The sequence below is a fragment of the Streptomyces sp. NPDC004539 genome (assembly GCF_040610055.1).
Classification (GTDB): Bacteria; Actinomycetota; Actinomycetes; order Streptomycetales; family Streptomycetaceae; genus Streptomyces.
The window spans coordinates 599138-622890 of record NZ_JBEXLS010000001.1 but is presented as its reverse complement, the minus strand read 5'-3'; the positions used below and the strand labels follow the sequence as shown (position 1 = coordinate 622890).

Here is a 23753-nt window from a genome sequence, read left to right as displayed (position 1 = left end):
AGACATGCACAGCACACTCTTCGCGCACATTCCGGTGGAGTCCACCGAGCGCTACACCCTCCAGAATCCACAGCTCCTCAAGACGGACGTCACACGCGGCCAGGGGGCGATCCTCGCGCGGCAGGGCGCCATGGTCGCCTTCGAGGGCGACGTCCAGTTCGACAGCCAGTACCGGGACCGGGGCTGGCGCAACGTCGAGCGGATGACCGGCGAGCGGCTCGAACTCATGCGGTGCAAGGGGAACGGGGTCGTGTACCTCGCGAACTTCGCGCAGCACCTGCACATCATGGAGGTGGGCCGGGGGATCACCGTCGACTCGTCGTCCGTGCTCGCGTTCGACGGGTCGCTGAACGTCGGGATCGTCGCGATCGACAGCGCGGTCGAGGTGGCGTCCGCCGGGGCGTACAACCTGGAGCTGTCCGGGAACGGGCAGGTCGTCGTCATGACGTCCGGGGAGCCGCTGGTGCTGGAGGTGGAGCCCGGGAAAAACGTCTGCTGCGACTCGGACGCGGTGATCGCCTGGTCGACGTCACTGCGTACGCAGTTGCAGGCGCCGACGTCCACGTCCGCCGTGTGGCGGCGGCGGGGGTCGTCCGGGGAGGGGTGGGAGATGCAGTTCTCCGGGTCCGGGCATGTGCTGGTGCAGCCGAGTGAGCTGCTGCCGCCGCAGCACCTGAGGACGTCCGGGGTGCTCGGGCAGTTCGGGATGGGGAGTGGGGGGCTCAGCGGGAATTCGTTGGGGGGTAGTCGGAACTAGCGCCTGGTGGGGTGCCTCGGAGGGTTGTGAGGCGGGGTGCGGATGCGCTGTGGTTGTTCGCGCCCACGCGGCGGTAGCCGCAGATCGACACAGCCCCGCGCCCCTGAAAGACCTGGTGCCACCGCGTGTGTAAGGGGCGGCCCGCCTGGTGGGCGCCCCTTACTTCTCATACCGCCAGCCGTTTCCTTGTTTCCTCCAGCAGGCGTACCACCGACTCGTCCGCCACCCCCGCCACCTCGTCGTACGGGAACCAGCGCAGGTCCAGTGACTCGTCGCTGATCTTCTCCACCGCGCCCGCCGGGGGTACGGCCGCGTACTGCACGTCCAGATGCCATGCGCACGGCGTCGAGTGGCGGTCGAGGCGGACCGGGCCGCCCGGCAGGAGCATCAGGCCCTCGATGCCCGACTCCTCGACGCCCTCGCGGAGCGCCGAGGCCGCCAGGGTCTCGTCGCCCGGCTCGCAGTGGCCCCCCATCTGGAGCCACATGCGGAGCTTTTTGTGCAGGGTGAGGAGGACCCGGCCCCCCTCGGGGTCGATGACCAGCGCGCTCGCCGTGATGTGCCCGTCCGCGCACGCCTTCCACATGCCGTCCGGGTGGGACGCGAGGTGGGCCAGGTAGATGTCGCGCAGGTCGGGCTGGGCCTCGTACTCCTTGAGGACCGAGGCCGCGTCGTCGTACAGGGTCACTCGGAGTCGTCGTCCTTGTCGGCGGAGGGGGCGGCGGAGGGGTCGGTGGAGGGCTTCTTCTTGAGGTCGGGGCCGCCCTCCGCCGCCTCCCCGAGAAGCTTGTCCAGCTCGGAGAAGTCCAGCTGCTCGCGGTGGACGAAGCCGTCCGGGTCGTCGAGGTCGGTCGCGGTCGGGAGCATGTCCGGGTGGGCCCACAGGGCGTCGCGGCCGTCGACCCCGCGCGCGTCCGTGAGGGACGCCCACAGGCGGGACGCGTCGCGCAGGCGGCGCGGGCGCAGCTCCAGGCCGATCAGCGTCGCGAACGTCTGCTCGGCGGGGCCACCGGAGGCGCGGCGGCGGCGCAGCGTCTCCCGCAGGGCGTCCGCGGACGTCAGACGCGGCTTCGCGGCCGTGTGGACCACCGCGTCCACCCAGCCCTCCACGAGCGCCAGCGCCGTCTCCAGCCGGGCCAGCGCCGCCTTCTGCTCCGGGGTGTCCTCCGGCTGGAACATGCCCTGCTGGAGCGCGTCCTGGAGCTGCTCGGGGTTCTGCGGGTCGAACTGGCCGACCACGTCCTCCAGCTTGGCCGTGTCGACCTTGATCCCGCGCGCGTAGCCGTCGACCGCGCCGAACAGATGTGCCCGCAGCCACGGGACATGCGCGAACAGGCGCTGGTGGGCGGCCTCGCGCAGCGCGAGATACAGCCGCACCTCGTCCTTCGCGACGCCCAGGTCCTTGCCGAACGTCTCGATGTTCACCGGCAGCAGCGCGGCCTTGCCGGCCGGGCCGAGCGGCAGACCGATGTCCGTGGAGCCGACGACCTCGCCCGCGAGGACGCCCACGGCCTGCCCGATCTGCGTGCCGAACATGGCGCCGCCCATCGAGCGCATCATGCCGATCAGCGGGCCCGCCATGGCCTGCATCTCCTCCGGCAGGACGTCGCCCATCGCCGCGCCGACCCGCTCGGCGACCGGGTCCACCAGCTCCTTCCACGCGGGCAGCGTCGCCTCGACCCACTCGGCGCGCGACCACGCCACGGCCGTACCGGCGCCGGACGGCAGGGACGTCGCGTCGTCGAGCCAGAGGTCCGCCAGGCGGACCGCCTCCTCGACCGCCGTGCGCTCCGACGCGCCCACGCTCGCGTCCTTCACGCCGTCCGGCGTGCCCTGCGAGACCGTCTGGCGGGCGATCTGCTTCGCCATGTCCCAGTTCACCGGGCCGCCCTCGTAGGACAGCATCTGGCCGAGCTGCTGGAACGCGGCGCCCAGGTCACCGGGGTTCATGGAGCCGAACATCGCGGCCAGCGGGTTGTCCGCGCCCGGGGCGCCGGGGACGCCGAAGCCGCCGGCTCCGAGCCCGAATCCGAACGGGTTGGCCGGTCCCTGACCACCACCGCTCTGCTGGTCCTTCTTCTTGCCGTCGCCGTCCTCCGGCTCCTCCGGCGGAAGGCCGAATCCGAATGGGGTGTCACTCACGGGGTTCCTCGGCTGGTAAGGCCACCGGTCTGACGACCGGCGGCGCGGCTGCCCTGCAACACCACCCAGCGTAGACACCCGGGCCCGATCGGGCCTCGGTGCTCCGCCGACTCGCGGCCTGCGGCAGGATGGAGCCACCTGGTACGTACGCGTCATCCGCGCCCGTATGCCAAGACAACCGCTGGAGACACCTGGTGAGTTCCCCAGATCCGCAGGTTCGCGCAGCGCGAAACCGCTCAACCGGTGCCGCCGCGCGCGGGCCCGTCGTCGCCGTGACCGGCGCGGCGCACGGGGTGGGCGCGCTGCTGACCGAGCGGCTCGCCGCGTCCGACGAGATCAAGCAGGTCGTCGCCATCGACGAGCGGCGGGGGGAGTGCGACGACGCGACGTGGCACATCCTCGACGTGCGCGATCCGGCGATCGCGGAGAAGTTGCGGGGGGCCGACGTCGTCGTCCATCTCGCGCTGGATCTCGATCTCGGGTCCGACGACGCGGCCCGGACGGCCTACAACGTGCGGGGGACGCAGACAGTACTTACTGCCGCCGCGGCGGCCGGGGTGCACCGGGTCGTGCTGTGCACGTCCGCGATGGTGTACGGGGCGCTGCCCGACAACGAGCTGCCGCTCTCCGAGGACGCGGAGCTGCGGGCGACCGCCGAGGCGACCGGGGTCGGGGACCTCCTGGAGATCGAGCGGCTGGCCCGGCGGGCGCCTCGGGCGCATCCCGGGCTGAACGTCACGGTCGTGCGGCCGGCGACGCTCGTCGGAGGCACCGACACCGCGCTCACCCGGTACTTCGAGTCGCCCCGGCTGCTCGTCGTCGCCGGGTCGCGGCCCGCCTGGCAGTTCTGCCATGTCGACGATCTGTGCGGGGCCCTGGAGTACGCCGTCCTGGAGAAGGTCGAGGGGGAGCTGGCCGTCGGGTGCGACGGGTGGCTCGAACAGGAGGAGGTCGAGGAGCTGAGCGGGATTCGGCGGATGGAGCTGCCGTCCGCCGTCGCGCTGGGGGCCGCGGCCCGGCTGCACCGGATCGGGCTCACGCCGTCGCCCGCCGGGGACCTCGCCTACACCATGTACCCCTGGGTCGTCAGCGGCAGCCGGCTCCACGCCGCCGGGTGGCGGCCCCGGTGGAGCAACGAGGAGGTGCTCGCCGAGCTGCTGGAGGAGGTCGCCGGGCGCCACACCGTCGCCGGGCGCCGACTGGGCCGCAAGGACGCGACCGCCGCGGGCGCGGCGGGCGCCACGGTCGCCCTGCTGGGCGCGGCAGCGGTGGTCCGCCGGGCCCGGAAGGCGCGGCGGCGGGTCTGAGGCGGAGGGCCTGAGTACGACGCCGGCGGCGGGTGAGCTCCTGAGCACACCCCCGCCGCCGGCACAGCGAACCGAATGCCGGACCGACACTCCGCCGTTCGGTGTCGGGCCGGCCCCCGCAGACAGATCCGCACGACTCGGTACGACGCTGTCCCGGCGGTGCGCTCAGCCGTGGGCCGAGTTCGTCGGGGCCGTGCCTTCCAGGGCCGGGGCGGGGAAGGCGTCGTCCCTCGGGGGCGCGGTTTCGAAGACGTCGGGTTCCGGGGTGAGGGGGGACGCCTCGACGCGAGGGACGTTCTCGTGGGCGTCCTCGAACGCGGCGTCCCTCAGCGCGGCGTTCCGGGGAGCCGGGTCCTTGAGAGGCGTCTCCTGGAAAGGCGGCTCATGGAAGGTCGCCTCCCTCCCCAGAGGCCGTTCCATCGCCGCGCGGAAGCGCGCGTAGCCGTCCAGTTCGGGGCCGTCGCCACGGGACCTGCGGGTGCGGGTGGACCAGGTGCTCCACAGACCGGCACCGATTGCTGCCATCAGCGGGATTCCCAACCAGGCGAGCGCCCCCATGTGCCGACCTCCCGACCCCTACGTGCCACCGCGAACTGACTGATCAGCAGATTAACGATCAGCACTGACAACGCTCACGCGGGGCCGCCGGTTACGCAACCGGAGAGATCCGCCCGACCCGGCCCCACCCACACGCGCCGCTACACCCCCACCCACTCGTCCGTCCCGTCCGAGAACGTCTGCCGCTTCCAGATCGGCACCTCCCGCTTGAGGTCGTCGATGAGCTTGCGGCAGGCCGCGAACGCCTCGGCGCGGTGGGCGCAGGAGACGGCGACGACGACGGCGAGGTCGCCCACCTGGAGGTCGCCGACGCGGTGGACGGCGGCGAGGGCGCGGACGGGGTACTCGGCCACGACCTTCTCGGCCACCCGCCGCATCTCGGACTCGGCGCTGGGGTGGCAGGAGTAGCCGAGGGAGTCGACGTCGGTCCCGCCGTCGTGGTCGCGGACCGTCCCGACGAACAGGGCGACACCGCCGGCGGACGGATCGCCCACGGCCCGGAACACCTCGTCGAGGGAGAGGGGTTCGTCGCGGACGGCGATCAGCCGGACGGGGTCGTCCGTACCGGCTTCCCCGGGGTGGTCGAAAGAGACATCAGCCATGCCCCCATGGTCCCCCATCCCCGTTGTCAGAGGCGTCCCGTACTGTCGTGCCATGCCACGCCGCACGGTGACGATGCTCGCCTCGACCCTCACGCTGATCGCCCTCCTGTGTGTGGGGGTGCTCCTCCCGGTGCCGTACTCGGAGATGTCGCCGGGCCCGACGGTGAACACGCTGGGGGACCACGGCGGCGAACCGGTGCTCCAGATCTCGGGCCGCAAGACGTACCCGACGACCGGTCACCTCAACATGACGACGGTCCGCGTCACCGGCGCCGACTACCGGATGAACCTCGTCGAGGCCGTCTACGGCTGGCTGGCGCACGACAACAAGGTCGTCCCGCACGACACGCTCTACCCGGACGGCAAGACCGAGGAGCAGTCGAGGCAGGAGAACGCCGAGGAGTTCAGCCAGTCCCAGGAGAGCGCGAAGGTGGCCGCGCTGAAGCAGCTGGACATCCCGGTGCAGTCGTGGGTCATCGTGTCGACGGTCGTGAAGGGCTCCCCCTCGGAGGGCAAGCTGCACGCCGGGGACGTCATCAAGGCGGTGGACGGGACGGCCGTCAAGGAGCCCGGTGACGTCGCGAAGCTGGTGACGAAGCACAAGCCGGGGGAGAGCGTCGTCTTCACGATCGTCCCGGTGAAGGCCCAGCAGGCCGCGGAGAAGGCCGGGAAGACCGCGACCGCCACCGAGGAGGTCACCATCAAGACCGCCACCTCGGACGACACGGGCGAGAAGCGGGCCATCGTCGGCATCTCGGCCGGCACCGACCACACCTTCCCCTTCACCATCGACATCAAGCTCGCGGACGTCGGCGGCCCCAGCGCCGGTCTGATGTTCGCCCTCGGGATCTACGACAAGCTCACCCCGGGCAGCCTCACGGGCGGCAAGTTCGTCGCCGGGACCGGCACGATCGACGACGACGGCAAGGTCGGCCCCATCGGCGGCATCGAGATGAAGACGGTCGGCGCGCGCGACAAGGGCGCCCAGTACTTCCTGACCCCGGCCGACAACTGCGCCGCCGCCGCGAAGGACACCCCGAGCGGCCTCACCCTGATCAAGGTCGCCACCATCAAGGATGCCCTCGGCGCCCTGACGGACATCCGGGAGGGCAAGACCGACGCCCTGCCCAAGTGCACGACCAAGGGCTGACCGAGGGCTGACCGAGGGCTGATCAACAGAAGAGCTGAGCACCGGTACGACGACGGAGGGCGCCCCTCACGAGAAAGGGCGCCCTCCGTCGTCGTACCGGGAAGGTCAGTCCGCGAACGTCGCCGACAGGGCCTCCGCGAGGCCGGGGACCAAGGCGCCGCCCGTGAGGACCTCCGTGGGGGTGTCCTTCTCACGCAGCCGCACGGCCGAGTCGCGGGTGCCGTCGCGCAGGACCGCGACGGTCATCCGGACCTCCTGGCGGTCGGGGTACGCGGCGACCCACTTGGCGAGCCGCGCCTCGTTCAGGTCGGAGGGGACCTGGGCCTCGGCGGACGGGGGGAGCATGAGGCGTTCGACGGTCAGCGCGCAGCCGGTGACCGCGGCCGGCCAGGCGATCGTGGCGAGGAACTCGTCGAGCGGCTGCGAGGCGGGGACCTCGTCCTGCTCGATCGGGGTGAGACCGGCGGTCTCCGGCGCGTCCTCAAGACCGAGCTGGGCCGCGAGGCGCGGTTCCTCGGCGCGCAGGCGCGCGGTGTCTACGAGGGCGAAGAGGCGGGCGGGCTGGTCCCAGCCGAGACCGGAGACGTACTCGTCGATCTCCAGTACGGCCCGGGTGAGCGGGCTCGCCGCCATAGGGGTGTTGGACATAGTCACAATCCTGCCTCGTTCGTGACCTGAATCGGGAACCGAGTAAACGATGAGTAAGTTGCATAGGTGTGGGCCCGCGATCACTGGGGGCCACGAGGGGTCGGCGAAAACGCGGGCCTGAGGGATCGACAGCGAACTTCGAGGTGCCACCTTGGCTTTCCAGATGCCGGACCGCGGCGGAGGCCCGACGGGGCCACGGATCAGAGTGGGCCGCCCGTCCAGGCGAGCCCGGACCCTGCTCCTGACACTGGGCGTGCTGGCCGTGCTGGGCATGGCGTTCACCATGTTCGCCGGGTTCTGGACCGACTGGCTCTGGTACCGGTCGGTGAAGTACTCGTCCGTGTTCACCACCACCCTGTGGACCAAGGTCGGGCTCTTCTTCGTCTTCGGCCTGCTCATGGCCGTGGCGGTCGGCTTCAACATCTGGCTCGCGCACCGGCTGCGCCCGCCGCTGGCGGCGATGTCCGTCGAGCAGCAGAGCCTCGACCGCTACCGCATGGGCATCGCCCCGTACAAGAAGTGGCTGCTCCTCGGGATCACCGCCCTGGTGGGCCTGATCGCGGGCGCCTCGGCGTCGGGGCAGTGGCGTACCTGGCTGATGTGGGTCAACGGCGTGTCCTTCGGCAAGAAGGACCCCCAGTTCCACATGGACGTGTCGTTCTTCGCGTTCGACCTGCCCTGGTACCGCTTCCTGCTCGGCTTCGGCTTCGCCGCGACGATCATCTCCCTGATCGCCGCCGCGCTCACCCACTACCTGTACGGCGGACTGCGCGTCACCAGCCCCGGTGCCCGTGCCACCTCCGCCGCGACCGGCCATCTCTCGGTGCTGATCGGCGTGTTCGTCGCGCTGAAGGCGGTCGCCTACTGGCTCGACCGGTACGGCCTGGCCGTGAAGTCCAGCGACTTCAAGGCCACCGACAGCTGGACGGGCCTCCGGTACGTCGACGCCAACGCCTACCTCCCGGCGAAGACGATCCTGTTCTGCATCGCCGTCATCTGCGCCCTGCTGTTCTTCGCCACCCTGTGGCGGCGCACCTGGCAGCTCCCGGTCATCGGCTTCGGCCTGATGGTCCTCTCGGCGATCCTGATCGGCGGCCTGTACCCGGCGATCGTGCAGAAGTTCCAGGTCCAGCCGAACGAGCAGGCCAAGGAAGCCCCGTACGTCGCGAAGAACCTGAAGGCGACACGCGAGGCGTACGGCATCGACGACGCGCAGGTCACCGAGTACTCGGGCAAGTCGACGGCGACGGACAAGACCAAGCTCCGGTCGAACGCCGACGCCACGGCCAGCATCCGGATCATGGACCCGAACATCATCTCGCCGACGTTCCAGCAGCTCCAGCAGATCCGTAACTACTACGCCTTCCCGACCAACCTGGACGTCGACCGGTACACCAAGGACGGCAAGGACCAGGACACGGTCATCGGGCTGCGCGAGATCAACCTCGCGGGCATCCCGAAGAAGAACTGGATCAACAACCACTTCCGCTACACCCACGGCTACGGCGTGGTCGCGGCGCAGGGCACCTCGGTCGACTCCGAGGGACGGCCGGTGTTCACCGAGTCCGACCTGCCGTCGACGGGTGACCTCGGGGAGTACCAGCAGCGGATCTACTACGGCGAGCGCACGACGACGTACTCCATCGTCGGCGGCCCGCAGAAGGAGATCGACTACTCCGACGACAGCGGCGAGAAGACCACCAGCTACACCGGCGGCAGCGGCGTCAACCTCTCCAGCCCGGTCAACCGGGCGGCGTACGCGGTGGCCTTCGGGGAGCCGCAGATCCTGTACTCCGGCGCGATCGGCGAGGGCTCGCGGATTCTGTACAACCGCACGCCCAAGGAGCGCGTCGAGGCCGTCGCCCCCTGGCTGACGATCGACGGCGACGCCTACCCGGCGGTCGTCGGCGGCAAGATCCAGTGGATCGTCGACGCGTACACCACCACCAACGGCTACCCGTACGCCTCCCGTACGACCCTGGGCGACACGACGGCCGACTCGCTGACGGCGGCCAACAACTCGCGCGCGGTGGTGGCCCAGCAGAACCAGGTCAACTACATCCGCAACTCGGTGAAGGCGACCGTCGACGCGTACACCGGCGAGGTCAAGCTCTACCAGTGGGACACCCAGGACCCGGTCCTCAAGACCTGGATGAAGGCGTTCCCGGACACGGTCGAGCCGCGCGGCGCGATCTCCAAGGACCTGATGGACCACCTGCGGTACCCGCAGGACCTGTTCAAGGTCCAGCGCGAGCTGCTCACCCGCTACCACGTGAAGGACGCGACGACGTTCCTCAGCGGCAGCGAGGTCTGGCAGGTCCCGGACGACCCGACGAACAAGTCGGGCGACGCGGTCCCGCCGTACTACCTGAGCCTCAAGATGCCCGACCAGCAGCAGCAGGCGTTCTCGCTGACGACGACGCTCACGCCCAACGGCCGTGACAACCTGAGCGCGTTCATGGCGGTCGACGCGGAGGCCGGGACGGCGGACTACGGCAAGATCAGAATTCTGAAACTGCCGACCAGTACGACCGTCGACGGACCCAAACAGGTCCAGAGCCAGTTCAACTCCGAACAGGACATCGCCGAGTCGATCAGGCTGCTGAGAGGCGGCGACTCCGAGGTCGAGTACGGCAACCTGCTGACCGTCCCGCTCGACGGCGGACTGCTCTACGTGGAGCCGGTCTACGTACGCGGTGGTGGACTGAAGTACCCGCTGCTGCGCAAGGTGCTGGTGACCTACAACGGCAACACCGCGTTCGAGGACACCCTGGAGGCGGCGCTCGACAAGGTCTTCGACACCCAGACGACGACACCGCCACCGGTCGACGACGGCGGGGGCACGGGGACGACTCCGCCGCCGACGTCCTCCAACCCGACGGTCCAGCAGGCGCTCCAGGACGCCCAGAAGGCGTTCACCGCCGGCCAGGACGCCCTGAAGAAGGGCGACTGGGAGGCGTACGGGCAGTCCCAGAAGGACCTGGAGGCCGCGCTGAAGCGGGCCGAGGACGCGCAGGCCGCAGCGGAGAAGGAGGCGAACAAGCCGACTCCGGCGGCCAGTTCGTCGCCGAGTCCGACGCCGACACCGAAGCCGAGCTCGTCCTAGGCGGCTGACGGCCCGACAGGCTCCCTCCGCGCCGTGGTACGGTTGTTTCACACGGCGCGGGGTGGAGCAGCTCGGTAGCTCGCTGGGCTCATAACCCAGAGGTCGCAGGTTCAAATCCTGTCCCCGCTACTGAAGACGAAGGCCCGGATTCTGGGAACAGAATCCGGGCCTTCGCCGCGTCTTGGAAAGAAAGTGGGTTTGATGTGTCTCTCTGTGGGCATGTCGACAAAACGCTGAAGTGACCTCACTGGCTGCGGTATACCAGATGTAACTCGGTTGCAGGTGGTGCGACGATGGACGTTATGGGGGACAAGGGAACTCTGTACGAGACAGGGCGAATTGCGCGGCCTTCGGGTGAGGCAGAGGAAGCGGCCCCGGACGAGACGGGGGAGGCCGCCGAGGAAGCACGCCTCTGGCTCGCCGCCGAGGGCGGTGACACCGAGGCGGCGAGCGTCCTCGGTGCCCGGCTGCTGCGGCGCGGCGACCTGGACGGTGCGGAGCCCCGGCTGCGTGCGGCCACGGCCGCCGGCGACCGCGCCGCCGCCAACAACCTCGGCGTCCTCCTCCACCAGCGCGGGTACGCGGAAGAGGCCGCCGGATGGTGGCGCGTCGCCGCCGTCGCCGGGTCCTCCGCCGCCGCGCACGCCCTCGGGCGCCACCACCGCGAGCGCGGGGACGAACCCGCCGCCGAGTACTGGCTGCGCCAGTCCGCCGAACAGGGGCACACCCTCGGCGCCTACGCCCTCGCCGACCTCCTGGAGCACCGCGGGGACGCCGGGGCGCCGAAATGGCTGCGCGTCGCCGCCGAGCGCGGGCACCGCGAGGCCGCGTACCGGCTGGCGCGCGGGCTCGACCGGCCCGGCAGCGGGGGGCTCCTCGGGGAGCGGGCCGAGGGGGCGGCGGCCGGCGGCGAGGCCGAGCAGTGGTACAGGCAGGCCGCCGCGCGCGGACATCTGCGCGCCGCGCTGCACCTCGGGGGGATTCTGGAGCGGCGCGGTGAGGTCAAGGAGGCCGGCCGCTGGTACCTGATGGCCGCGAAGGACGGCGACGCGCGCGCCGCCTGTGCCCTCGGGTTCCTGCTGCGCGACGCCGGGGACGTCGAGAACGCGGCGATCTGGTGGCTGCGGGGCGCCCAGGACGGGGACGGGAACGCCGCGAACGCGCTGGGCGCGCTGCATGCCGAGCGGGGGCAGAACCAGACCGCCGAGCGGTGGTACCGGGCCGCCATGGACGCCGGGGACATCAACGGCGCCTACAACCTCGGGCTGCTCTGCGCGGAGCAGGGGCGGGTGGCGCAGGCCGAGCAGTGGTACCGGCGGGCGGCCTACGTCGGGCATCGGGAGGCCGCCAACGCGCTCGCCATCCTGCTGCTCCAGAACGGGGACGCGAGCGGGGCCGAGCCGTGGTTCTCCAAGGCGGCGGAGTCGGGGAGCGTCGACGCGGCCTTCAACCTCGGGATTCTGCACGCCGGGCGGGGGGAGGAGGAGGCCGCGCTGCGGTGGTACGAGCGGGCGGCTGCCGCCGGGCACACCGAGGCGGCGCTCCAGGTGGGGATGGCGCGGTTGCGGGAGGGGGACGAGCAGGCCGCCGAGCGTCACCTTCGGTGTGCCGCGGGTGGGGGGAGTGCGGAGGCCGCCTACCGGCTGGCCGCGCTGCTCGACGCGCGGCGGCCGGCCGCGTCCGCGCATGAGCTGGGCGAGCCGGTGCGGGAGAAGACCGAGTGCGAGGAGTGGTACGAGCGGGCCGCGACTCAGGGGCATCGGCGGGCGCAGGTGCGGGTGGGGATGCTGGCGGCAGGGCGGGGGGACGTCGTGGAGGCGGCCCGCTGGTACCGGGCCGCCGCGGAGGCGGGGTCGCGGAACGGGGCGTTCAATCTCGGGCTGCTGCTCGTCCGGGAGGGGAGTGAGCCGGAGGCGGTCGTGTGGTGGCAGCGGGCGGCTGCCGCCGGGCATGGCCGGGCCGCCCTCCGCCTCGCGCTGGTCTGCGCTCGGCGGGGGGAACTGGTCGAGGGGCAGCGGTGGGCCTCCCGGGCGGTGGAGCTCGGGCCGGGGGAGGTGGGGGAGCGGGCGGCTCGGTTGCGGGACGCGCTGCGGGAGGAGTTGAGCGCGTGAGGTGAGGGTGCGGGTTGGGTGGGTGGGGTGCGGCCGGTGGGTGGCTGGGGCGGGGGGTTGCTTGCCCGCGCGTGCGGGGTGCCGCTGCGCCCACCCGTGCCGCCCCTAGCGGCACGACTGCCCGCAGCTAGGGCGGAGGAAGGACGGTGGGTGCAGGCCGGGGTGGGTGGGGGCGGCACGACTGCCCGCAGCTGGGTGGCGTTGGTGGGTGAGGGGTTGTAGGGAATCGATTTGCCTCCTGGTGTGGGGGGCGCGTAGGGTTGGGTTTACCGACGCGGGGTGGAGCAGCTCGGTAGCTCGCTGGGCTCATAACCCAGAGGTCGCAGGTTCAAATCCTGTCCCCGCTACTGATGAGGGCCCGGAATCTGGGAACAGGTTCCGGGCCCTCAGTGCGTTGCCCCATGGGTACTCCGCGCCGGCTATGCCTGGGCGCAGTTCGGGCAGATGCCTCTGTACGTGACCTCGACCGCGTCGATCGTGAAGCCGAAGCGTTCCGTGGTGGGGAGGTCGGTGAGGGGGTTGCCGGTGGGGTGGACGTCTCGGATGGTGCCGCAGTGGGCGCAGACGAGGTGGTGGTGGGGGCGGTGGGCGTTGGGGTCGTACCGCTTGGCGCGTTTGTCCGTGGTGACTTCCAGGACCTCGCCCAGGGTGACCAGTTCGCCGAGGGTGTTGTAGACCGTCGCCCGGGAGATCTCCGGGAGTTTCGCCACCGCTCGGGAGTGGACCTCGTCGGCCGTGAGGTGGACGTGTTCACCGTCGAGGACTTCGGCCACGACACGCCGCTGTGCGGTCATGCGCCATCCGCGCCCGCGCAGCCGCTCCAGAAGGTCACTCATGCGGTCCAGATTAACAGCCGGGTGCGGTTTTCCGAACGGGTGTGACTTTGGAAGCTGACTTGACTTGGAATTAGTCCAATGTAAGATCCGTGATGAGTTCGATGAGCGGCTGGAGGCCGTGGTCCAGGCCCTGCACGGCCGCTCCAGCACTGGACCGCTCGTCGAGGTGGTGGGCCGGTCCCCTCGGGGACGGCCCACCTGGCACGTCCGGCCTACGCCGGTATCCGCAGCCCCGCCGGCACCCAGCAGCGGACGATGTCCCGCACGGACACGATCCCGGCCGGCTCGCCCCCCTCCAGCACGACGAGATGCCGGAAGCCGCCCCGGGTCATCGCCCGCGCCGCCTCCTCCAGCGGCATCGAGGGCGTCGCGAAGACGACGTCGGTCGTCGTGTGGGCGTGGGCGTGCTCGCTGTCGGGGTTCTGGCCGAGTCCCACGGAGTTGAGAATGTCGCGCTCCGTGAGGATGCCGATGCCGCCGGCGTCCGGGTCGAGGACGACGGCCGCGCCGACCCGGCGGGCGGACATCAGGGCGGCGGCCTGGCGGAGGGTGTGGGCGGGGCCGATGGTCAGGACCGTCCGGCTCATGGCTTGGTGGACGAGCATCGAGGGTGACCTCCTCCTGTGATCCCCGGCTAGTTCGGGGATTCACAAGTGCACAAGTGGGGGCGCCCTCAGCGTCGCAGGTAAAGCGGGGGTCAACAAGGGGGCACGCGTTGCCAATTGAGGGCGCGCGTGCTCATATGTGCCGCGGAGGAGCGCCGGTTGGCGACCCCTCTCACGAGGTCAGTAGCGCTGGTTCAGATACCCGAGCAACTCGTCGTGCAGCAGCCCGTTCGACGCCGCCGCGTTCCCGCTGTGCGGCCCCGGACGGCCGTCCAGACCGGTGAACGTACCGCCCGCCTCCGTCACCACGATCGCCGTCGCCGCCATGTCCCACAGCGACAGCTCCGGCTCCGCGCACAGGTCCACCGAGCCCTCGGCGACCATCATGTACGACCAGAAGTCGCCGTACGCGCGGGTCCGCCAGACCTCCCGGGTCAGGTCCAGGAAGCCGTTCAGGGTGCCGCGCTCCTCCCAGCCGGAGAGGGAGGAGTACGCGAAGGACGCGTCCGTGAGCCGGTTCACCCCGGAGACGCGCAGCCGGGACGCCGAGGACAGCGAGCGGCCCGTGAACGCGCCGTGCCCCTTCGCCGCCCACCAGCGGCGGCCCAGCGCGGGCGCCGAGACCAGGCCGACGACCGGGTGGTACCCGCCCTCACCGGCCTCCGTCAGCGAGATCAGCGTCGCCCAGACGGGGACGCCGCGTACGTAGTTCTTCGTGCCGTCGATCGGGTCGATCACCCAGCGGCGGGGACCGGTGCCCTCGACGCCGTACTCCTCGCCGAGGATCGCGTCCCTCGGGCGCGCGCGCTGCAACTGGCCCCGGATCAGTTCCTCGGCCGCCTTGTCGGCCTCGCTCACCGGAGTCATGTCCGGCTTCGTCTCGACCTTCAGGTCGAGGGCCTTGAAACGGGCCGTGGTGACCGCGTCGGCGGCGTCCGCGAGGACGTGCGCGAGGCGGAGATCGTCGAGGTAGTCCGGCATGGGGGAACCGTATCCGGCGTGGTGGGGACGGGGCCATGCGGGCGGTTGCGGGTTGGTGTCGGTTTCGGCACGAAGGCGCGCGGGGTGACGTGTTCCCGCCGTCCCCGAGGGGTGGGCGTGCCGCGAACCCTTGACAGTGGCGGTGGGCGCGTCAAATGTGGGCGGCAGAGTTGCTCGGCCCAGGGAGGCGATGATGCCCTCAGCGCGGGAGTCTCTGCTGGACGCCGCTTTCGCGGCGCTCGCGCGCCGGTCGTGGTCGACGGTGCGGATGGTGGACGTGGCGGCGGCGGCCGGGGTGTCGCGGCAGACGCTGTACAACGAGTTCGGGAGCAAGGACGGGCTCGCGCGGGCGCTGGTGCGGCGGGAGGCGGACGGTTATCTCGCCGGGGTCGAGCGGGCGTTCGCGGCCGGCCCCGGGGAGCCGGGGGAGCGGCTCGTCGCGGTCGCCGAGTGGACGGTGTCGGCCGCGCGCGACAACCCCCTCGTACGGGCCATGCTCACCGGATGCTGGAGCGAGCGGCTGCCCGCGCCGCCCCTGCGGGCCGTGCTGTCGGGGACGGCGGTCCCGGCGCAGCGGCGGGCGGACGGGCCGCTGCCCGCACCGGAAGACTTCGTGAACCACGTGCGGGAGCGGGCGGCGGCCGGCAAGGGCGACACCGCCGACCTCGCCCGCAGCGCCGAACTCGCCGTCCGCCTCGCCCTGTCCTGTCTCGCCGCACCCGCCGGCGAGGGCGGTGTGGGCGAGCTGGTGCGGAGCGCGCTGGAGCACCGGTCACCGGCCTGAGGCCCCGCCTCAGTGCGACGACCCCGACAGCTGGAGCCCGATCACCCCGATGATGACGAAGCTGATCGACACGATCTTCAGGGTCGAGACGAGGTCGCCGAGGAAGATCATCCCGTAGATCGCCGTGCCGGCCGCGCCGATCCCGGTCCAGACCGCGTACGCCGGACCCACGTCGAGCTTTCTCAGGGCGAGGGTGAGGAGACCGAAGCTGCCGAGGGCGAAGACGGCGAACGCGATGGTCGGCCAGAGCCGGGTGAAGCCGTGCGAGAGCTTGAGGCACACCGCGAATCCCGTTTCGAGCAGTCCGGCCACGACGACCAGCAGCCAAGCCATGTGCTGTCCTCCCGTTTGGTGGTGCGCGTCGAGGTCGGTGCGATTGTGCACTTACCGGACTCAGGTACACACAAACAACACCCAGGTCAGAGGCGTGAAATGACGGGCCGTCAGTCGCCTTCCGTGCGCTCGCGCGTCGCCAGCAGCCGGCGCAGCGAGTACAGGCGGGCCGGGTCCGCGTGCCCCGCGGCCACCCACGCGTCCAGCGCGCAGTCCGGCTCGTCGTGACTGCACGCGCGCGGACAGTCCGCCGTGCCCTCCTCCAGATCGGGGAAGGCGTGGATGACCCGGGACGGGTCGATGTGGGCCAGCCCGAAGGAACGGACACCGGGGGTGTCGATGACCCAGTCGTCCGCGCCGTGCAGCGGGAGCGCCAGCGCCGACGTCGTCGTATGGCGGCCCCGGCCGGTCACCGCGTTGACGTGGCCCGTCAGGCGCCGTCGCTCCTCGGGGACCAGCGCGTTGACCAGGGTCGTCTTGCCGACGCCGGAGTGGCCGACGAACGCGGTCGTGCGGCCCACGAGGTACTCGCGCACCCGGTCCGCCGCGTCCCCGTTCTCCAGCTCCTCGCGGTTCGTGACCACGTAGGGGATGTCGAGGTCGCCGTACAGCTCCAGGAGCTTGTCCGGGGGGGCCAGGTCGGACTTGGTCATGACCAGGAGGGGTTCCAGGCCGCCGTCGTACGCGGCGACCAGGCAGCGGTCGATCAGGCGGGGGCGGGGCTCGGGGTCCGCGAGGGCGGTGACGATGGCCAGCTGATCCGCGTTGGCGACCACGACACGCTCGTACGGGTCGTCGTCGTCCGCCGTGCGGCGCAGGACGGACGTGCGCTCCTCGATGCGGACGATGCGGGCCAGGGTGTCCTTCGCGCCGGAGAGGTCGCCGACGAGGGCGACCCGGTCGCCGACGATCGCGGCCTTGCGGCCCAGTTCGCGGGCCTTCATCGCGAGGACCGTGCGGTCCTCGACGAGACAGGTGAGCCGGCCCCGGTCGACCGTGAGGACCATGCCCTCGGCGGCGTCCTCGTGCTTGGGGCGGATGTTCGTACGTGGACGGTTGCCCTTGCGGTTGGGGCGCGAGCGGATGTCGTCCTCGTCGGTGTGCTTGCCGTAGCGACGCATGATCGTCAGTTCCCGAGCATCCCGGTCCACATGTCCGGGAAGTCCGGGAGGGTCTTGGCGGTCGTGCCCACGTTCTCGATCTCCACGCCCTTCACCGCCAGCCCGATGATCGCGCCGGCCGTCGCCATGCGGTGGTCGTCGTAGGTGTGGAAGGTGCCGCCGTGCAACGGGCGGGGGCGGATGTGCAGGCCGTCCGCCGTCTCCGTGACGTCGCCGCCCAGCTCGTTGATCTCCTTCGTGAGGGCCGCCAGGCGGTCCGTCTCGTGGAGGCGGAGGTGGGCGACGCCGCGCAGGGTCGAGGGGGAGTCCGCGAGGGCGGCGACCGCCGCGATGCCGGGGGTCAGCTCGCCGACGTCGCCCAGGTCGACGTCGATGCCGTGGATCTTGCCGCCGCCGGTGAACGTCAGGCCGTGGTCGGTGAGTTCGCAGGAGCCGCCCATCGCCGTGAAGATCTCCCGCAGGGCGTCGCCCGGCTGCGTCGTACGCCTCGGCCAGTCCGGGACGGTCACCCTGCCGCCCGTCACCAGCGCCGCCGCGAGGAACGGCTGCGCGTTCGAGAGGTCCGGTTCGATCGTCAGGTCCCGGCCGAGGAGGGCGCCCGGGGTGACCCGCCAGACGTTGCGCTCGCCGCCCGCCTCCGGGGTGTCGACCTGGGCGCCGGCCGCGCGCAGCATGTCGACCGTCATCCGGATGTGGGGGAGGGAGGGGAGGGTGGCGCCGGTGTGCCGCACCTCCACGCCCTGGTTGAAGCGGGGGCCGCTGAGCAGGAGCGCGCTCACGAACTGGGACGACGAGGACGCATCGATCTCCACCGGGCCGCCGTCCAGGGCGCCGCCGCCGTGCACGGTCAGGGGGAGCGCGCCCCGGCCGTCGTCGTCGATACGGGCGCCGAGGGCGCGCAGGGCGTCGATCACGCCGTGCAGGGGGCGTTCGTACGACCTCGGGTCGCCGTCGAACCTGATCGGGCCGTTCGCCAGGGTGGCCACCGGGGGGAGGAAGCGCATGACGGTGCCGGCGTTGCCGACGTCCACGGTGGCGGGGCCCCTGAGGTCGGCGGGGAGGACACGCCATGCCTCGCCCGTGCCGTCCGGGCCGACGCCCTCCTCGATGCCCACGCCCATCGCCCGTAGCGCCGCTGCCATCAGGAGGGTGTCCCGGGAGCGGAGGGGGCGGCGGAGCCAGCCCGGTTCCGAGGCGAGGGAGGCGAGGACCAGGGCGCGGTTGGTGACGGACTTCGACCCCGGTACGTGGACCGTCGCGTCGACGGCTCCGCTCGCGGTGGGGGCGGGCCAGTGGGCGGTGTGGACGGGGTTCTGCGGCATGCGTTCACTTTAGTCGGCGGTTGCGGTTGGGGGACGGCCATGGGTGGGGGAGCGTTGTCGGCGGTTGCGTGTCTGGGCGCGGCGCCGTCGTGGCTGGTCGCGCAGTTCCCCGCGCCCCTAAAGATGCGTGCCCCTTCGGGGCCGCATCCGGCTGTGGTGCGGCACTGAGAGCTACAACCCCAGCAGCCACCTGCCCCCACCCAGCAGCGAACAGATCGACACCGTGTGGAACAGGAACAGCCACAACCCCGCCGGTACGTGCGTCAGCCTCGACAACTGGTCCGCGTCCGACTCCGACGCCCCTCCCCGCCGCCGCTTCGCCTGGAGCTCGAACGGCGGGCGGACGCCTCCCAGCAACAGGAACCACACCACCGCGTAGGCGAAGGCGGCCTGCACTTGAGGGCCCGCCAGCCAGGAGACCAGCAGGAACGCGCCGCCGGACAGGACGACCGTCAGAACGCCGTACGCGTTGCGGATCATCACCAGCATGGCCACCAGCAACGCCGTCGCCACCCACAACAGCAGGGTGATCCGGCCCGCGCCCAGGAGGGACGCGCCGCCGAGGCCCAGCAGGGAGGGGGCCGTGTAGCCCGCCGCCGCCGTGAGGATCATGCCGATGCCGTGCGGCTTGCCTCGGCTCAGGGTCAGGCCGCTGGTGTCCGAGTGGAGGCGGATGCCCGTGAGGGTGCGGCCGGTGAGGAGGGCGATCAGGCCGTGGCCGCCCTCGTGGGCGATCGTGATGGCGTTGCGGGAGAGGCGCCACAGGTTGTGGGGGACGACTATCGCGAGGGCGGCGAGGGCGGTGGCCACGACGACCCAGAGATCGGGGTCGGGCTGGAGGCCGGTGACGCGGTCCCACAGGTCGGCGGTGCTGTCCATATTCGGCGGTGACTCCCTAAGGCTCTGTCGTCAAATTCCCGCCTGCCGGGCGGGGTCCGGCACGCACTCCCCCAAGCTCTTCGAGCAGGGGGGACCCCAGGCGTTGTCGTCGGTCGCCGACGCGCCGCGTCGACTCCCTCCTCCGCCTTGCAGCTGCACGCACCAGACCCCGCCCGGCCCGCCCTCCGGGCGGACGACGAGAATTTGACGACAGAGCCTAGCGGCGTACGGGGTCTGGCAGTGTGGCACGTATGTGCGGACGGTATGCGGCCAGTCGTAGGCCCGAGGATCTCGCAGGAATCTTTGAGATCGAGAAGATCGAGCCGGAGGAGGCGCTGGCCCCCGACTACAACGTGGCGCCCACGAAAGAGGTGTACGTCGTCCTGGACCGTCCGTTGAAAGACGCCGACGACCGGCGGCCGGTTCGCCAGCTCCGCAGGGTCAGGTGGGGGCTCGTGCCCTCGTGGGCCAAGTCGCCCGAGGGGGCCGCGCGGATGATCAACGCGCGGTCCGAGACGGTGCACGAGAAGCCGTCGTTCCGGCGGGCCTTCGCCGCCCGGCGCTGCATCGTCCCGGCCGACGGGTATTACGAGTGGGTCACCGCGAAGGACGAGCGGGAGCTGGAGGTCGAGGGGAAGAAGAAGCGGCCCCGCAAGCAGCCGTACTTCGTGCTGCCGGCCGACGGGTCGGTGTTCGCGATGGCCGGTCTGTACGAGTTCTGGCGGGACCGGACGCTGCCGGACGACCATCCGCTCGCCTGGTGGGTGACGTGCTCGGTCATCACCACCGAGGCCGAGACGACCCCCCTCGCCGTCGCCCCCGCCGAGGGCCCCCGCAGCCTGGCCGACATCCACCCCCGTATGCCGCTCATGCTGACCCCCGACCGCTGGGACGCCTGGCTCGACCCCACGGCCACCGACCTCGCCGACCTCACGCCCCTCCTGACCCCGCCCCCGCACGGCCTCATGCGCGCCTACCCCGTCTCCACGACCGTCAGCAACGTCCGCAACAACGGCCCGGAACTGCTGACGGAGTTGGAGGGGCCGGAGGAGGGGACGCTGTTCTGAGGGGGCCGGGGCTGCAAGGGGCCGAGGGGTGAGGCGGGCTCGATCTCGGGGCGGGCCGGGCCCTGAGGCGGACGGCTTCCCAAACGCCCTGGCGCCCAAACGCCCGGGCTCCCCAAAGCCCTCGCTCTGAGACGCCCTGGCGCCATCCCCCCCGGCTCCCCAATGCCCCGGCTCCGATACGCCCCGGCGCCAAAACGCCCCGACTCCGATGCCCCCGTCCCGCCCCGCTCTCTGGCACCCTCTCCGCATGACCAGCCAGATCGTCCCCACCGAAGCCGGTGACGCCCGTATCACCTGGTGTCCGGCGAAGAAGCCCCGTCTCGTCCTCGCTGTCAGCCATGGGGCGGGAGGCGGGATCGAGGCCCGGGATCTCCAGGGGCTCGCCGCCGTGCTCCCCGCGCACGGGGTGACCGTCGCGCTCGTCGAGCAGCCCTGGCGGGTCGCCGGGAAGAAGGTGGCGCCGGCGCCGAGGACGCTGGACGTGGGGTGGCGGGGGATCTGGGAGGCCGTGGCGGCGAAGGGGCTGCCCGTGGTGTCCGGGGGGCGGTCCGCCGGGGCGCGGGTCGCCTGCCGGACGGCCGTCGAACTGGGGGCCGTGGGCGTGCTCGCGCTCAGCTTTCCGCTGCATCCGCCCGGTAAGCCGGAGAAGTCCCGTGAAGGGGAGCTGCTCGGGGCCGGGGTGCCGACTCTCGTCGTACAGGGCGGCAACGACCCGTTCGGGAAGCCCGGGGAGTTTCCGGAGGGGGAGTTCGGGATGGTCGAGGTGCCGTTCGCGGATCACGGGTTCGCGGTGCCGAAGAGGTGCGGGATGACGCAGGAGGAGACGGTGACGATCGTCACGGACGGCGTCGTCCGCTGGATCACAACGCTCGGGGAATGTCGAGCCCCGTACGACTGTTGATGCGGACAGGAACGTTGAGAAGTCCGTGAGAGAGGAAGTCCGCCGCATGGGTTCGACCATCTGCCCGAACCGCTCCAGCCGCGCCGACCTGGACTGGACGGTGCTGCACGCGGCGAAGACCGGCCCTATTCGGGCGGCGGGCGGACCGGATCGTCGTCTATCCTCCGATTCTGGTGGCACCGGTCTCGATGCCGCCTGGAATCTTGAGGAGGTGGGTCCGGTCACCGGTACCGACGCAGGGACCGATCACGGCCAGGCGGAGCAGCCCGAGGGCCGGGGCGAGAGCGAGTCGACCTCCGAGCGCAGCGCGCGCTTCGAGCGGGACGCCCTCGAATTCCTCGACCAGATGTACTCGGCGGCACTGCGCATGACGCGCAACCCCGCCGACGCGGAGGACCTGGTCCAGGAGACGTACGCCAAGGCGTACGCGTCCTTCCACCAGTTCCGCGAGGGCACCAACCTCAAGGCGTGGCTGTACCGGATTCTCACGAACACGTTCATCAACTCGTACCGCAAGAAGCAGCGCGAGCCCCAGCGCAGCGCGGCCGAGGAGATCGAGGACTGGCAGCTCGCCCGCGCCGAGTCGCACATGTCGACCGGGCTGCGCTCCGCCGAGTCGCAGGCCCTCGACCACCTGCCCGACTCGGACGTGAAGGAAGCCCTCCAGGCGATCCCCGAGGAGTTCCGCATCGCCGTCTATCTCGCGGACGTCGAGGGCTTTGCGTACAAGGAGATCGCCGACATCATGGGGACACCCATCGGTACGGTGATGTCCCGGCTGCACCGGGGCCGGCGTCAACTGCGCGGAATGCTGGAGGACTACGCCCGTGAGCGCGGGCTCGTCCCGGCCGGCGCGGGGGAGTCGAACGAAGCGAAAGGCTCGGGTTCATGAGCTGCGGAGACCACCACGAGACGGACTGCTCCGAGGTGCTCGACCATCTCTACGAGTTCCTCGACAGCGAGATGCCGGACGTGGACCGGGACAAGTTCAAGCAGCACTTCACCGAGTGCTCGCCGTGCCTGGAGAAGTACGGACTCGAAGAGGCCGTGAAGAAGCTGGTCAAGCGCTGCTGCGGACAGGACGACGTACCGACCGACCTGCGCGCCAAGGTGCTCGGCCGGCTCGACCTGATCCGCTCCGGCCAGGCCGTCCCCGACCACGACATCGCGGTGGCACCCCAGGAGTCCTGAACCGTCACTCGAACGGGGTACTACCTCTGGTTACCCCGTACGCCCCCTCCGCCCGTCCCTAGGCTTCCCCCTCGTGGAGGCTATTCCGGGGCGGGCGCGGTTCTTCGTAGGTGTCGTCGCGGTGGTCGCCGCGCTGCTGTGTCTGCCCGTCACCCCCGCCGCCCGCACCCCCTGGATCGCCGTCGGCCTCCTCGCCCTCGTGCACGCCGTGGGGGAGCGGGCCGTGAAGGGCACCTTCCACCCCGTCCTCCTCGCGGCGGCCTTCCTGCTGCCGCCGCCCGCCGCAGCCCTCGTCCCGCTGCCCGGCGCCCTGTGCGCGCCGGCCGGCTGGTGGCGCCGGCTCTGGCGGGCCGCCTCCGGTTCGGTCACCGTGTGGTGCGCGGGGTGGACGCACTGGCGGCTCGGCGGACGCGACGCGGTGGTGGCGCCGGATTTCCCGTACGCGCTGCTGCCCGCCTGCGCCGCCGTCCTCGTGTACTGCGTCGTCCTCGCCCTCCTCGACAGCGGCGTCCGCGCGCTCGCCGAGGGGCCCGTACGGCGGCCGGTGCCGGGCCGGTCCCTCGCGCCGCTCGCCGTGCACGGGCTCGCCGGGCTGATGATGGCCGTCCTGTGGCGCAGCCCCTACGGTCCCGTCGCGGCGCTGCTCGTGCTGCTGCCGATGTGCGTGGCCTGGTGGGTGTTCGCCCAGGTGAACCGGGAGCGGGCCGCCCACAGCGCGACGATCCGGGCGCTCGTGCAGGCCGTCGACATCAAGGACGAGTACACCCGCGGGCACAGCGAACGCGTCGGGCAGGCGTCCGTGATGATCGCCCGGGAACTCGGCATGGACGACCGCCGCGTCGAGCTGATCCGGTTCGCCGGCATCCTGCACGACGTGGGCAAACTCGGCGTCCCCACCCGTCTGCTCCGCAAGGACGGACCGCTCACCCCCGAGGAGCGGCGGATCATCGAACTGCACCCCGAGTACGGTCACGAGATCACCCGGGGCATCGCCTTCCTCGGCGAGGCCCGCTCCGCGATCCTCCACCACCACGAACGCCTCGACGGCTCCGGCTACCCGTACGGCCTCGCCGGGGACCGCATCCCCGAGCCCGCCCGGGTCGTCGCCGTGGCCGACGCCTTCGACGCCATGACCTCCACCCGCTCCTACAGCCGGGCCCGCCCGGTCCCGGTCGCCCTCGCGGAGCTGCGCCGGTGCGCCGGCACCCAGTTCGACCCCCGCATGGTCGACGCCCTGGAACGCGCCCTCGCCCGCTGGGGCTGGCACCCGGTCGTGACGGCGGAGGAGCCGCTGCCCGAGGCGCGTGCCGCCCGCCCGTACAGACAGGGCGTACGACCGTGAGGCCCCGCCC

At 71.5% G+C, this 23753-nt stretch carries 23 protein-coding genes and 2 tRNA genes; 13 read left to right on the top strand and 12 right to left on the bottom strand.

The annotated features are described in order from the left end of the window. Positions 1 to 4: 4 nt before the first annotated feature. Positions 5 to 757, top strand: coding sequence for an AIM24 family protein (locus tag ABZX85_RS02715; RefSeq protein ID WP_355861890.1), 753 nt, complete (start codon positions 5 to 7; stop codon positions 755 to 757). Between the two features lie 166 nt (positions 758 to 923). Here ABZX85_RS02715 and ABZX85_RS02710 read toward each other — a convergent pair whose 3' ends face one another. Together ABZX85_RS02710 and ABZX85_RS02705 are read right to left on the bottom strand one after the other, a co-directional pair. Then, positions 924 to 1445, bottom strand: coding sequence for an NUDIX hydrolase (locus ABZX85_RS02710; RefSeq protein WP_355861889.1), 522 nt, complete (start codon positions 1443 to 1445; stop codon positions 924 to 926). Next, the gene (locus ABZX85_RS02705) at positions 1442 to 2899 is read right to left on the bottom strand and encodes a zinc-dependent metalloprotease (RefSeq protein WP_355861887.1); all 1458 of its coding nucleotides are present in this window, start codon (positions 2897 to 2899) and stop codon (positions 1442 to 1444) included. The genes ABZX85_RS02710 and ABZX85_RS02705 overlap by 4 nt, the downstream gene beginning before the upstream one ends. 194 nt (positions 2900 to 3093) lie before the next feature. Here ABZX85_RS02705 and ABZX85_RS02700 point away from each other — a divergent pair, with 194 nt between their 5' ends. Further along, a complete protein-coding gene (locus ABZX85_RS02700; RefSeq protein WP_355861885.1) occupies positions 3094 to 4206 on the top strand; it encodes an SDR family oxidoreductase in 1113 nt (370 codons plus the stop codon). A 165-nt stretch (positions 4207 to 4371) separates the two neighbouring features. On the opposite strand, the gene ABZX85_RS02695 is transcribed toward ABZX85_RS02700, so the two are convergent. Beyond that, positions 4372 to 4731 (bottom strand): hypothetical protein, encoded by a 360-nt coding sequence (locus ABZX85_RS02695; RefSeq protein WP_355862338.1) that lies wholly within the window; start codon positions 4729 to 4731, stop codon positions 4372 to 4374. Between the two features lie 173 nt (positions 4732 to 4904). Next, the gene (locus tag ABZX85_RS02690; RefSeq protein ID WP_355861883.1) at positions 4905 to 5366 is read right to left on the bottom strand and encodes a molybdenum cofactor biosynthesis protein MoaE; all 462 of its coding nucleotides are present in this window, start codon (positions 5364 to 5366) and stop codon (positions 4905 to 4907) included. A gap of 52 nt (positions 5367 to 5418) precedes the next feature. Here ABZX85_RS02690 and ABZX85_RS02685 point away from each other — a divergent pair, with 52 nt between their 5' ends. Next, positions 5419 to 6516 (top strand): PDZ domain-containing protein, encoded by a 1098-nt coding sequence (locus ABZX85_RS02685; RefSeq protein ID WP_355861881.1) that lies wholly within the window; start codon positions 5419 to 5421, stop codon positions 6514 to 6516. A 105-nt stretch (positions 6517 to 6621) separates the two neighbouring features. On the opposite strand, the gene ABZX85_RS02680 is transcribed toward ABZX85_RS02685, so the two are convergent. Then, positions 6622 to 7164 (bottom strand): PPA1309 family protein, encoded by a 543-nt coding sequence (locus ABZX85_RS02680; RefSeq protein WP_355861879.1) that lies wholly within the window; start codon positions 7162 to 7164, stop codon positions 6622 to 6624. Between the two features lie 163 nt (positions 7165 to 7327). Between ABZX85_RS02680 and ABZX85_RS02675 the strand changes: the two genes are divergently transcribed. From ABZX85_RS02675 to ABZX85_RS02660, 4 genes are all read left to right on the top strand, one after another. Beyond that, entirely contained in the window at positions 7328 to 10270 is a 2943-nt protein-coding gene (locus ABZX85_RS02675) for a UPF0182 family protein (protein WP_355862320.1), read from the top strand. A gap of 55 nt (positions 10271 to 10325) precedes the next feature. After that, positions 10326 to 10399 (top strand) — tRNA-Met (locus ABZX85_RS02670). A gap of 164 nt (positions 10400 to 10563) precedes the next feature. Further along, the gene (locus ABZX85_RS02665; RefSeq protein ID WP_355861877.1) at positions 10564 to 12381 is read left to right on the top strand and encodes a tetratricopeptide repeat protein; all 1818 of its coding nucleotides are present in this window, start codon (positions 10564 to 10566) and stop codon (positions 12379 to 12381) included. Between the two features lie 273 nt (positions 12382 to 12654). Next, a tRNA-Met gene (locus ABZX85_RS02660) sits at positions 12655 to 12728 on the top strand. Positions 12729 to 12800: 72 nt separating this feature from the next. Here ABZX85_RS02660 and ABZX85_RS02655 read toward each other — a convergent pair. From ABZX85_RS02655 to hisN, 3 genes are all read right to left on the bottom strand, one after another. Beyond that, complete coding sequence (locus tag ABZX85_RS02655) at positions 12801 to 13217, bottom strand: Fur family transcriptional regulator (protein ID WP_355861875.1); 417 nt, start codon at positions 13215 to 13217, stop codon at positions 12801 to 12803. Positions 13218 to 13429: 212 nt separating this feature from the next. After that, complete coding sequence (locus ABZX85_RS02650; RefSeq protein WP_355861873.1) at positions 13430 to 13822, bottom strand: CBS domain-containing protein; 393 nt, start codon at positions 13820 to 13822, stop codon at positions 13430 to 13432. Between the two features lie 180 nt (positions 13823 to 14002). Next, positions 14003 to 14803, bottom strand: coding sequence for a histidinol-phosphatase (gene hisN / locus ABZX85_RS02645; protein ID WP_355861871.1), 801 nt, complete (start codon positions 14801 to 14803; stop codon positions 14003 to 14005). A gap of 190 nt (positions 14804 to 14993) precedes the next feature. On the opposite strand from hisN, the gene ABZX85_RS02640 reads away from it, so the two are divergent. Then, positions 14994 to 15587 (top strand): TetR/AcrR family transcriptional regulator, encoded by a 594-nt coding sequence (locus tag ABZX85_RS02640; RefSeq protein ID WP_355861869.1) that lies wholly within the window; start codon positions 14994 to 14996, stop codon positions 15585 to 15587. Between the two features lie 9 nt (positions 15588 to 15596). On the opposite strand, the gene ABZX85_RS02635 is transcribed toward ABZX85_RS02640, so the two are convergent. The 4 genes from ABZX85_RS02635 to ABZX85_RS02620 all read right to left on the bottom strand — a co-directional run bounded on the left by ABZX85_RS02635 (position 15597) and on the right by ABZX85_RS02620 (position 19242). Continuing rightward, entirely contained in the window at positions 15597 to 15920 is a 324-nt protein-coding gene (locus tag ABZX85_RS02635) for a multidrug efflux SMR transporter (protein ID WP_355861868.1), read from the bottom strand. A gap of 110 nt (positions 15921 to 16030) precedes the next feature. Continuing rightward, positions 16031 to 17041, bottom strand: a complete 1011-nt coding sequence (rsgA, locus tag ABZX85_RS02630) for a ribosome small subunit-dependent GTPase A (protein WP_355861866.1) — start codon at positions 17039 to 17041, stop codon at positions 16031 to 16033. 5 nt (positions 17042 to 17046) lie between these two features. Then, positions 17047 to 18363, bottom strand: coding sequence for a 3-phosphoshikimate 1-carboxyvinyltransferase (gene aroA / locus ABZX85_RS02625; protein WP_355861864.1), 1317 nt, complete (start codon positions 18361 to 18363; stop codon positions 17047 to 17049). A 171-nt stretch (positions 18364 to 18534) separates the two neighbouring features. Next, on the bottom strand, positions 18535 to 19242 hold the full coding sequence (locus ABZX85_RS02620; protein ID WP_355861862.1) for a M50 family metallopeptidase: 708 nt from the start codon (positions 19240 to 19242) through the stop codon (positions 18535 to 18537). Between the two features lie 251 nt (positions 19243 to 19493). On the opposite strand from ABZX85_RS02620, the gene ABZX85_RS02615 reads away from it, so the two are divergent. The 5 genes from ABZX85_RS02615 (at position 19494) to ABZX85_RS02595 (ending at position 23743) form a co-directional block, all read left to right on the top strand. Beyond that, a complete protein-coding gene (locus tag ABZX85_RS02615) occupies positions 19494 to 20309 on the top strand; it encodes an SOS response-associated peptidase (RefSeq protein WP_355861860.1) in 816 nt (271 codons plus the stop codon). Between the two features lie 247 nt (positions 20310 to 20556). After that, positions 20557 to 21210, top strand: a complete 654-nt coding sequence (locus tag ABZX85_RS02610) for an alpha/beta family hydrolase (RefSeq protein ID WP_355861858.1) — start codon at positions 20557 to 20559, stop codon at positions 21208 to 21210. Positions 21211 to 21421: 211 nt separating this feature from the next. Continuing rightward, on the top strand, positions 21422 to 22102 hold the full coding sequence (gene sigR / locus ABZX85_RS02605; protein WP_355862318.1) for an RNA polymerase sigma factor SigR: 681 nt from the start codon (positions 21422 to 21424) through the stop codon (positions 22100 to 22102). Further along, positions 22099 to 22401: a mycothiol system anti-sigma-R factor gene (gene rsrA / locus ABZX85_RS02600; protein ID WP_355861856.1), complete on the top strand. Its 303-nt coding sequence runs from the start codon at positions 22099 to 22101 to the stop codon at positions 22399 to 22401. Before sigR ends, rsrA begins: the two co-directional genes overlap by 4 nt. Before the next feature lie 73 nt (positions 22402 to 22474). Next, positions 22475 to 23743: an HD-GYP domain-containing protein gene (locus ABZX85_RS02595; protein ID WP_355861854.1), complete on the top strand. Its 1269-nt coding sequence runs from the start codon at positions 22475 to 22477 to the stop codon at positions 23741 to 23743. Positions 23744 to 23753 lie beyond the last annotated feature (10 nt).

What these genes read in the sequence shown, in the direction of transcription:
- rsrA (WP_355861856.1), top strand. Translation starts at nt 22,099, where the DNA reads ATGAGCTGCGGAGACCACCACGAGACGGACTGCTCCGAGGTGCTCGAC.
- ABZX85_RS02695 (WP_355862338.1), bottom strand. Translation starts at nt 4,731, where the DNA reads ATGGCAGCAATCGGTGCCGGTCTGTGGAGCACCTGGTCCACCCGCACC.
- ABZX85_RS02680 (WP_355861879.1), bottom strand. Translation starts at nt 7,164, where the DNA reads ATGTCCAACACCCCTATGGCGGCGAGCCCGCTCACCCGGGCCGTACTG.
- ABZX85_RS02665 (WP_355861877.1), top strand. Translation starts at nt 10,564, where the DNA reads ATGGACGTTATGGGGGACAAGGGAACTCTGTACGAGACAGGGCGAATT.
- ABZX85_RS02690 (WP_355861883.1), bottom strand. Translation starts at nt 5,366, where the DNA reads ATGGCTGATGTCTCTTTCGACCACCCCGGGGAAGCCGGTACGGACGAC.
- ABZX85_RS02675 (WP_355862320.1), top strand. Translation starts at nt 7,328, where the DNA reads ATGCCGGACCGCGGCGGAGGCCCGACGGGGCCACGGATCAGAGTGGGC.
- ABZX85_RS02635 (WP_355861868.1), bottom strand. Translation starts at nt 15,920, where the DNA reads ATGGCTTGGCTGCTGGTCGTCGTGGCCGGACTGCTCGAAACGGGATTC.
- ABZX85_RS02610 (WP_355861858.1), top strand. Translation starts at nt 20,557, where the DNA reads ATGACCAGCCAGATCGTCCCCACCGAAGCCGGTGACGCCCGTATCACC.
- aroA (WP_355861864.1), bottom strand. Translation starts at nt 18,363, where the DNA reads ATGCCGCAGAACCCCGTCCACACCGCCCACTGGCCCGCCCCCACCGCG.
- ABZX85_RS02655 (WP_355861875.1), bottom strand. Translation starts at nt 13,217, where the DNA reads ATGAGTGACCTTCTGGAGCGGCTGCGCGGGCGCGGATGGCGCATGACC.
- ABZX85_RS02615 (WP_355861860.1), top strand. Translation starts at nt 19,494, where the DNA reads ATGTGCGGACGGTATGCGGCCAGTCGTAGGCCCGAGGATCTCGCAGGA.
- ABZX85_RS02685 (WP_355861881.1), top strand. Translation starts at nt 5,419, where the DNA reads ATGCCACGCCGCACGGTGACGATGCTCGCCTCGACCCTCACGCTGATC.
- rsgA (WP_355861866.1), bottom strand. Translation starts at nt 17,041, where the DNA reads ATGCGTCGCTACGGCAAGCACACCGACGAGGACGACATCCGCTCGCGC.
- ABZX85_RS02650 (WP_355861873.1), bottom strand. Translation starts at nt 13,822, where the DNA reads ATGCTCGTCCACCAAGCCATGAGCCGGACGGTCCTGACCATCGGCCCC.
- ABZX85_RS02640 (WP_355861869.1), top strand. Translation starts at nt 14,994, where the DNA reads ATGATGCCCTCAGCGCGGGAGTCTCTGCTGGACGCCGCTTTCGCGGCG.
- ABZX85_RS02620 (WP_355861862.1), bottom strand. Translation starts at nt 19,242, where the DNA reads ATGGACAGCACCGCCGACCTGTGGGACCGCGTCACCGGCCTCCAGCCC.
- ABZX85_RS02715 (WP_355861890.1), top strand. Translation starts at nt 5, where the DNA reads ATGCACAGCACACTCTTCGCGCACATTCCGGTGGAGTCCACCGAGCGC.
- hisN (WP_355861871.1), bottom strand. Translation starts at nt 14,803, where the DNA reads ATGCCGGACTACCTCGACGATCTCCGCCTCGCGCACGTCCTCGCGGAC.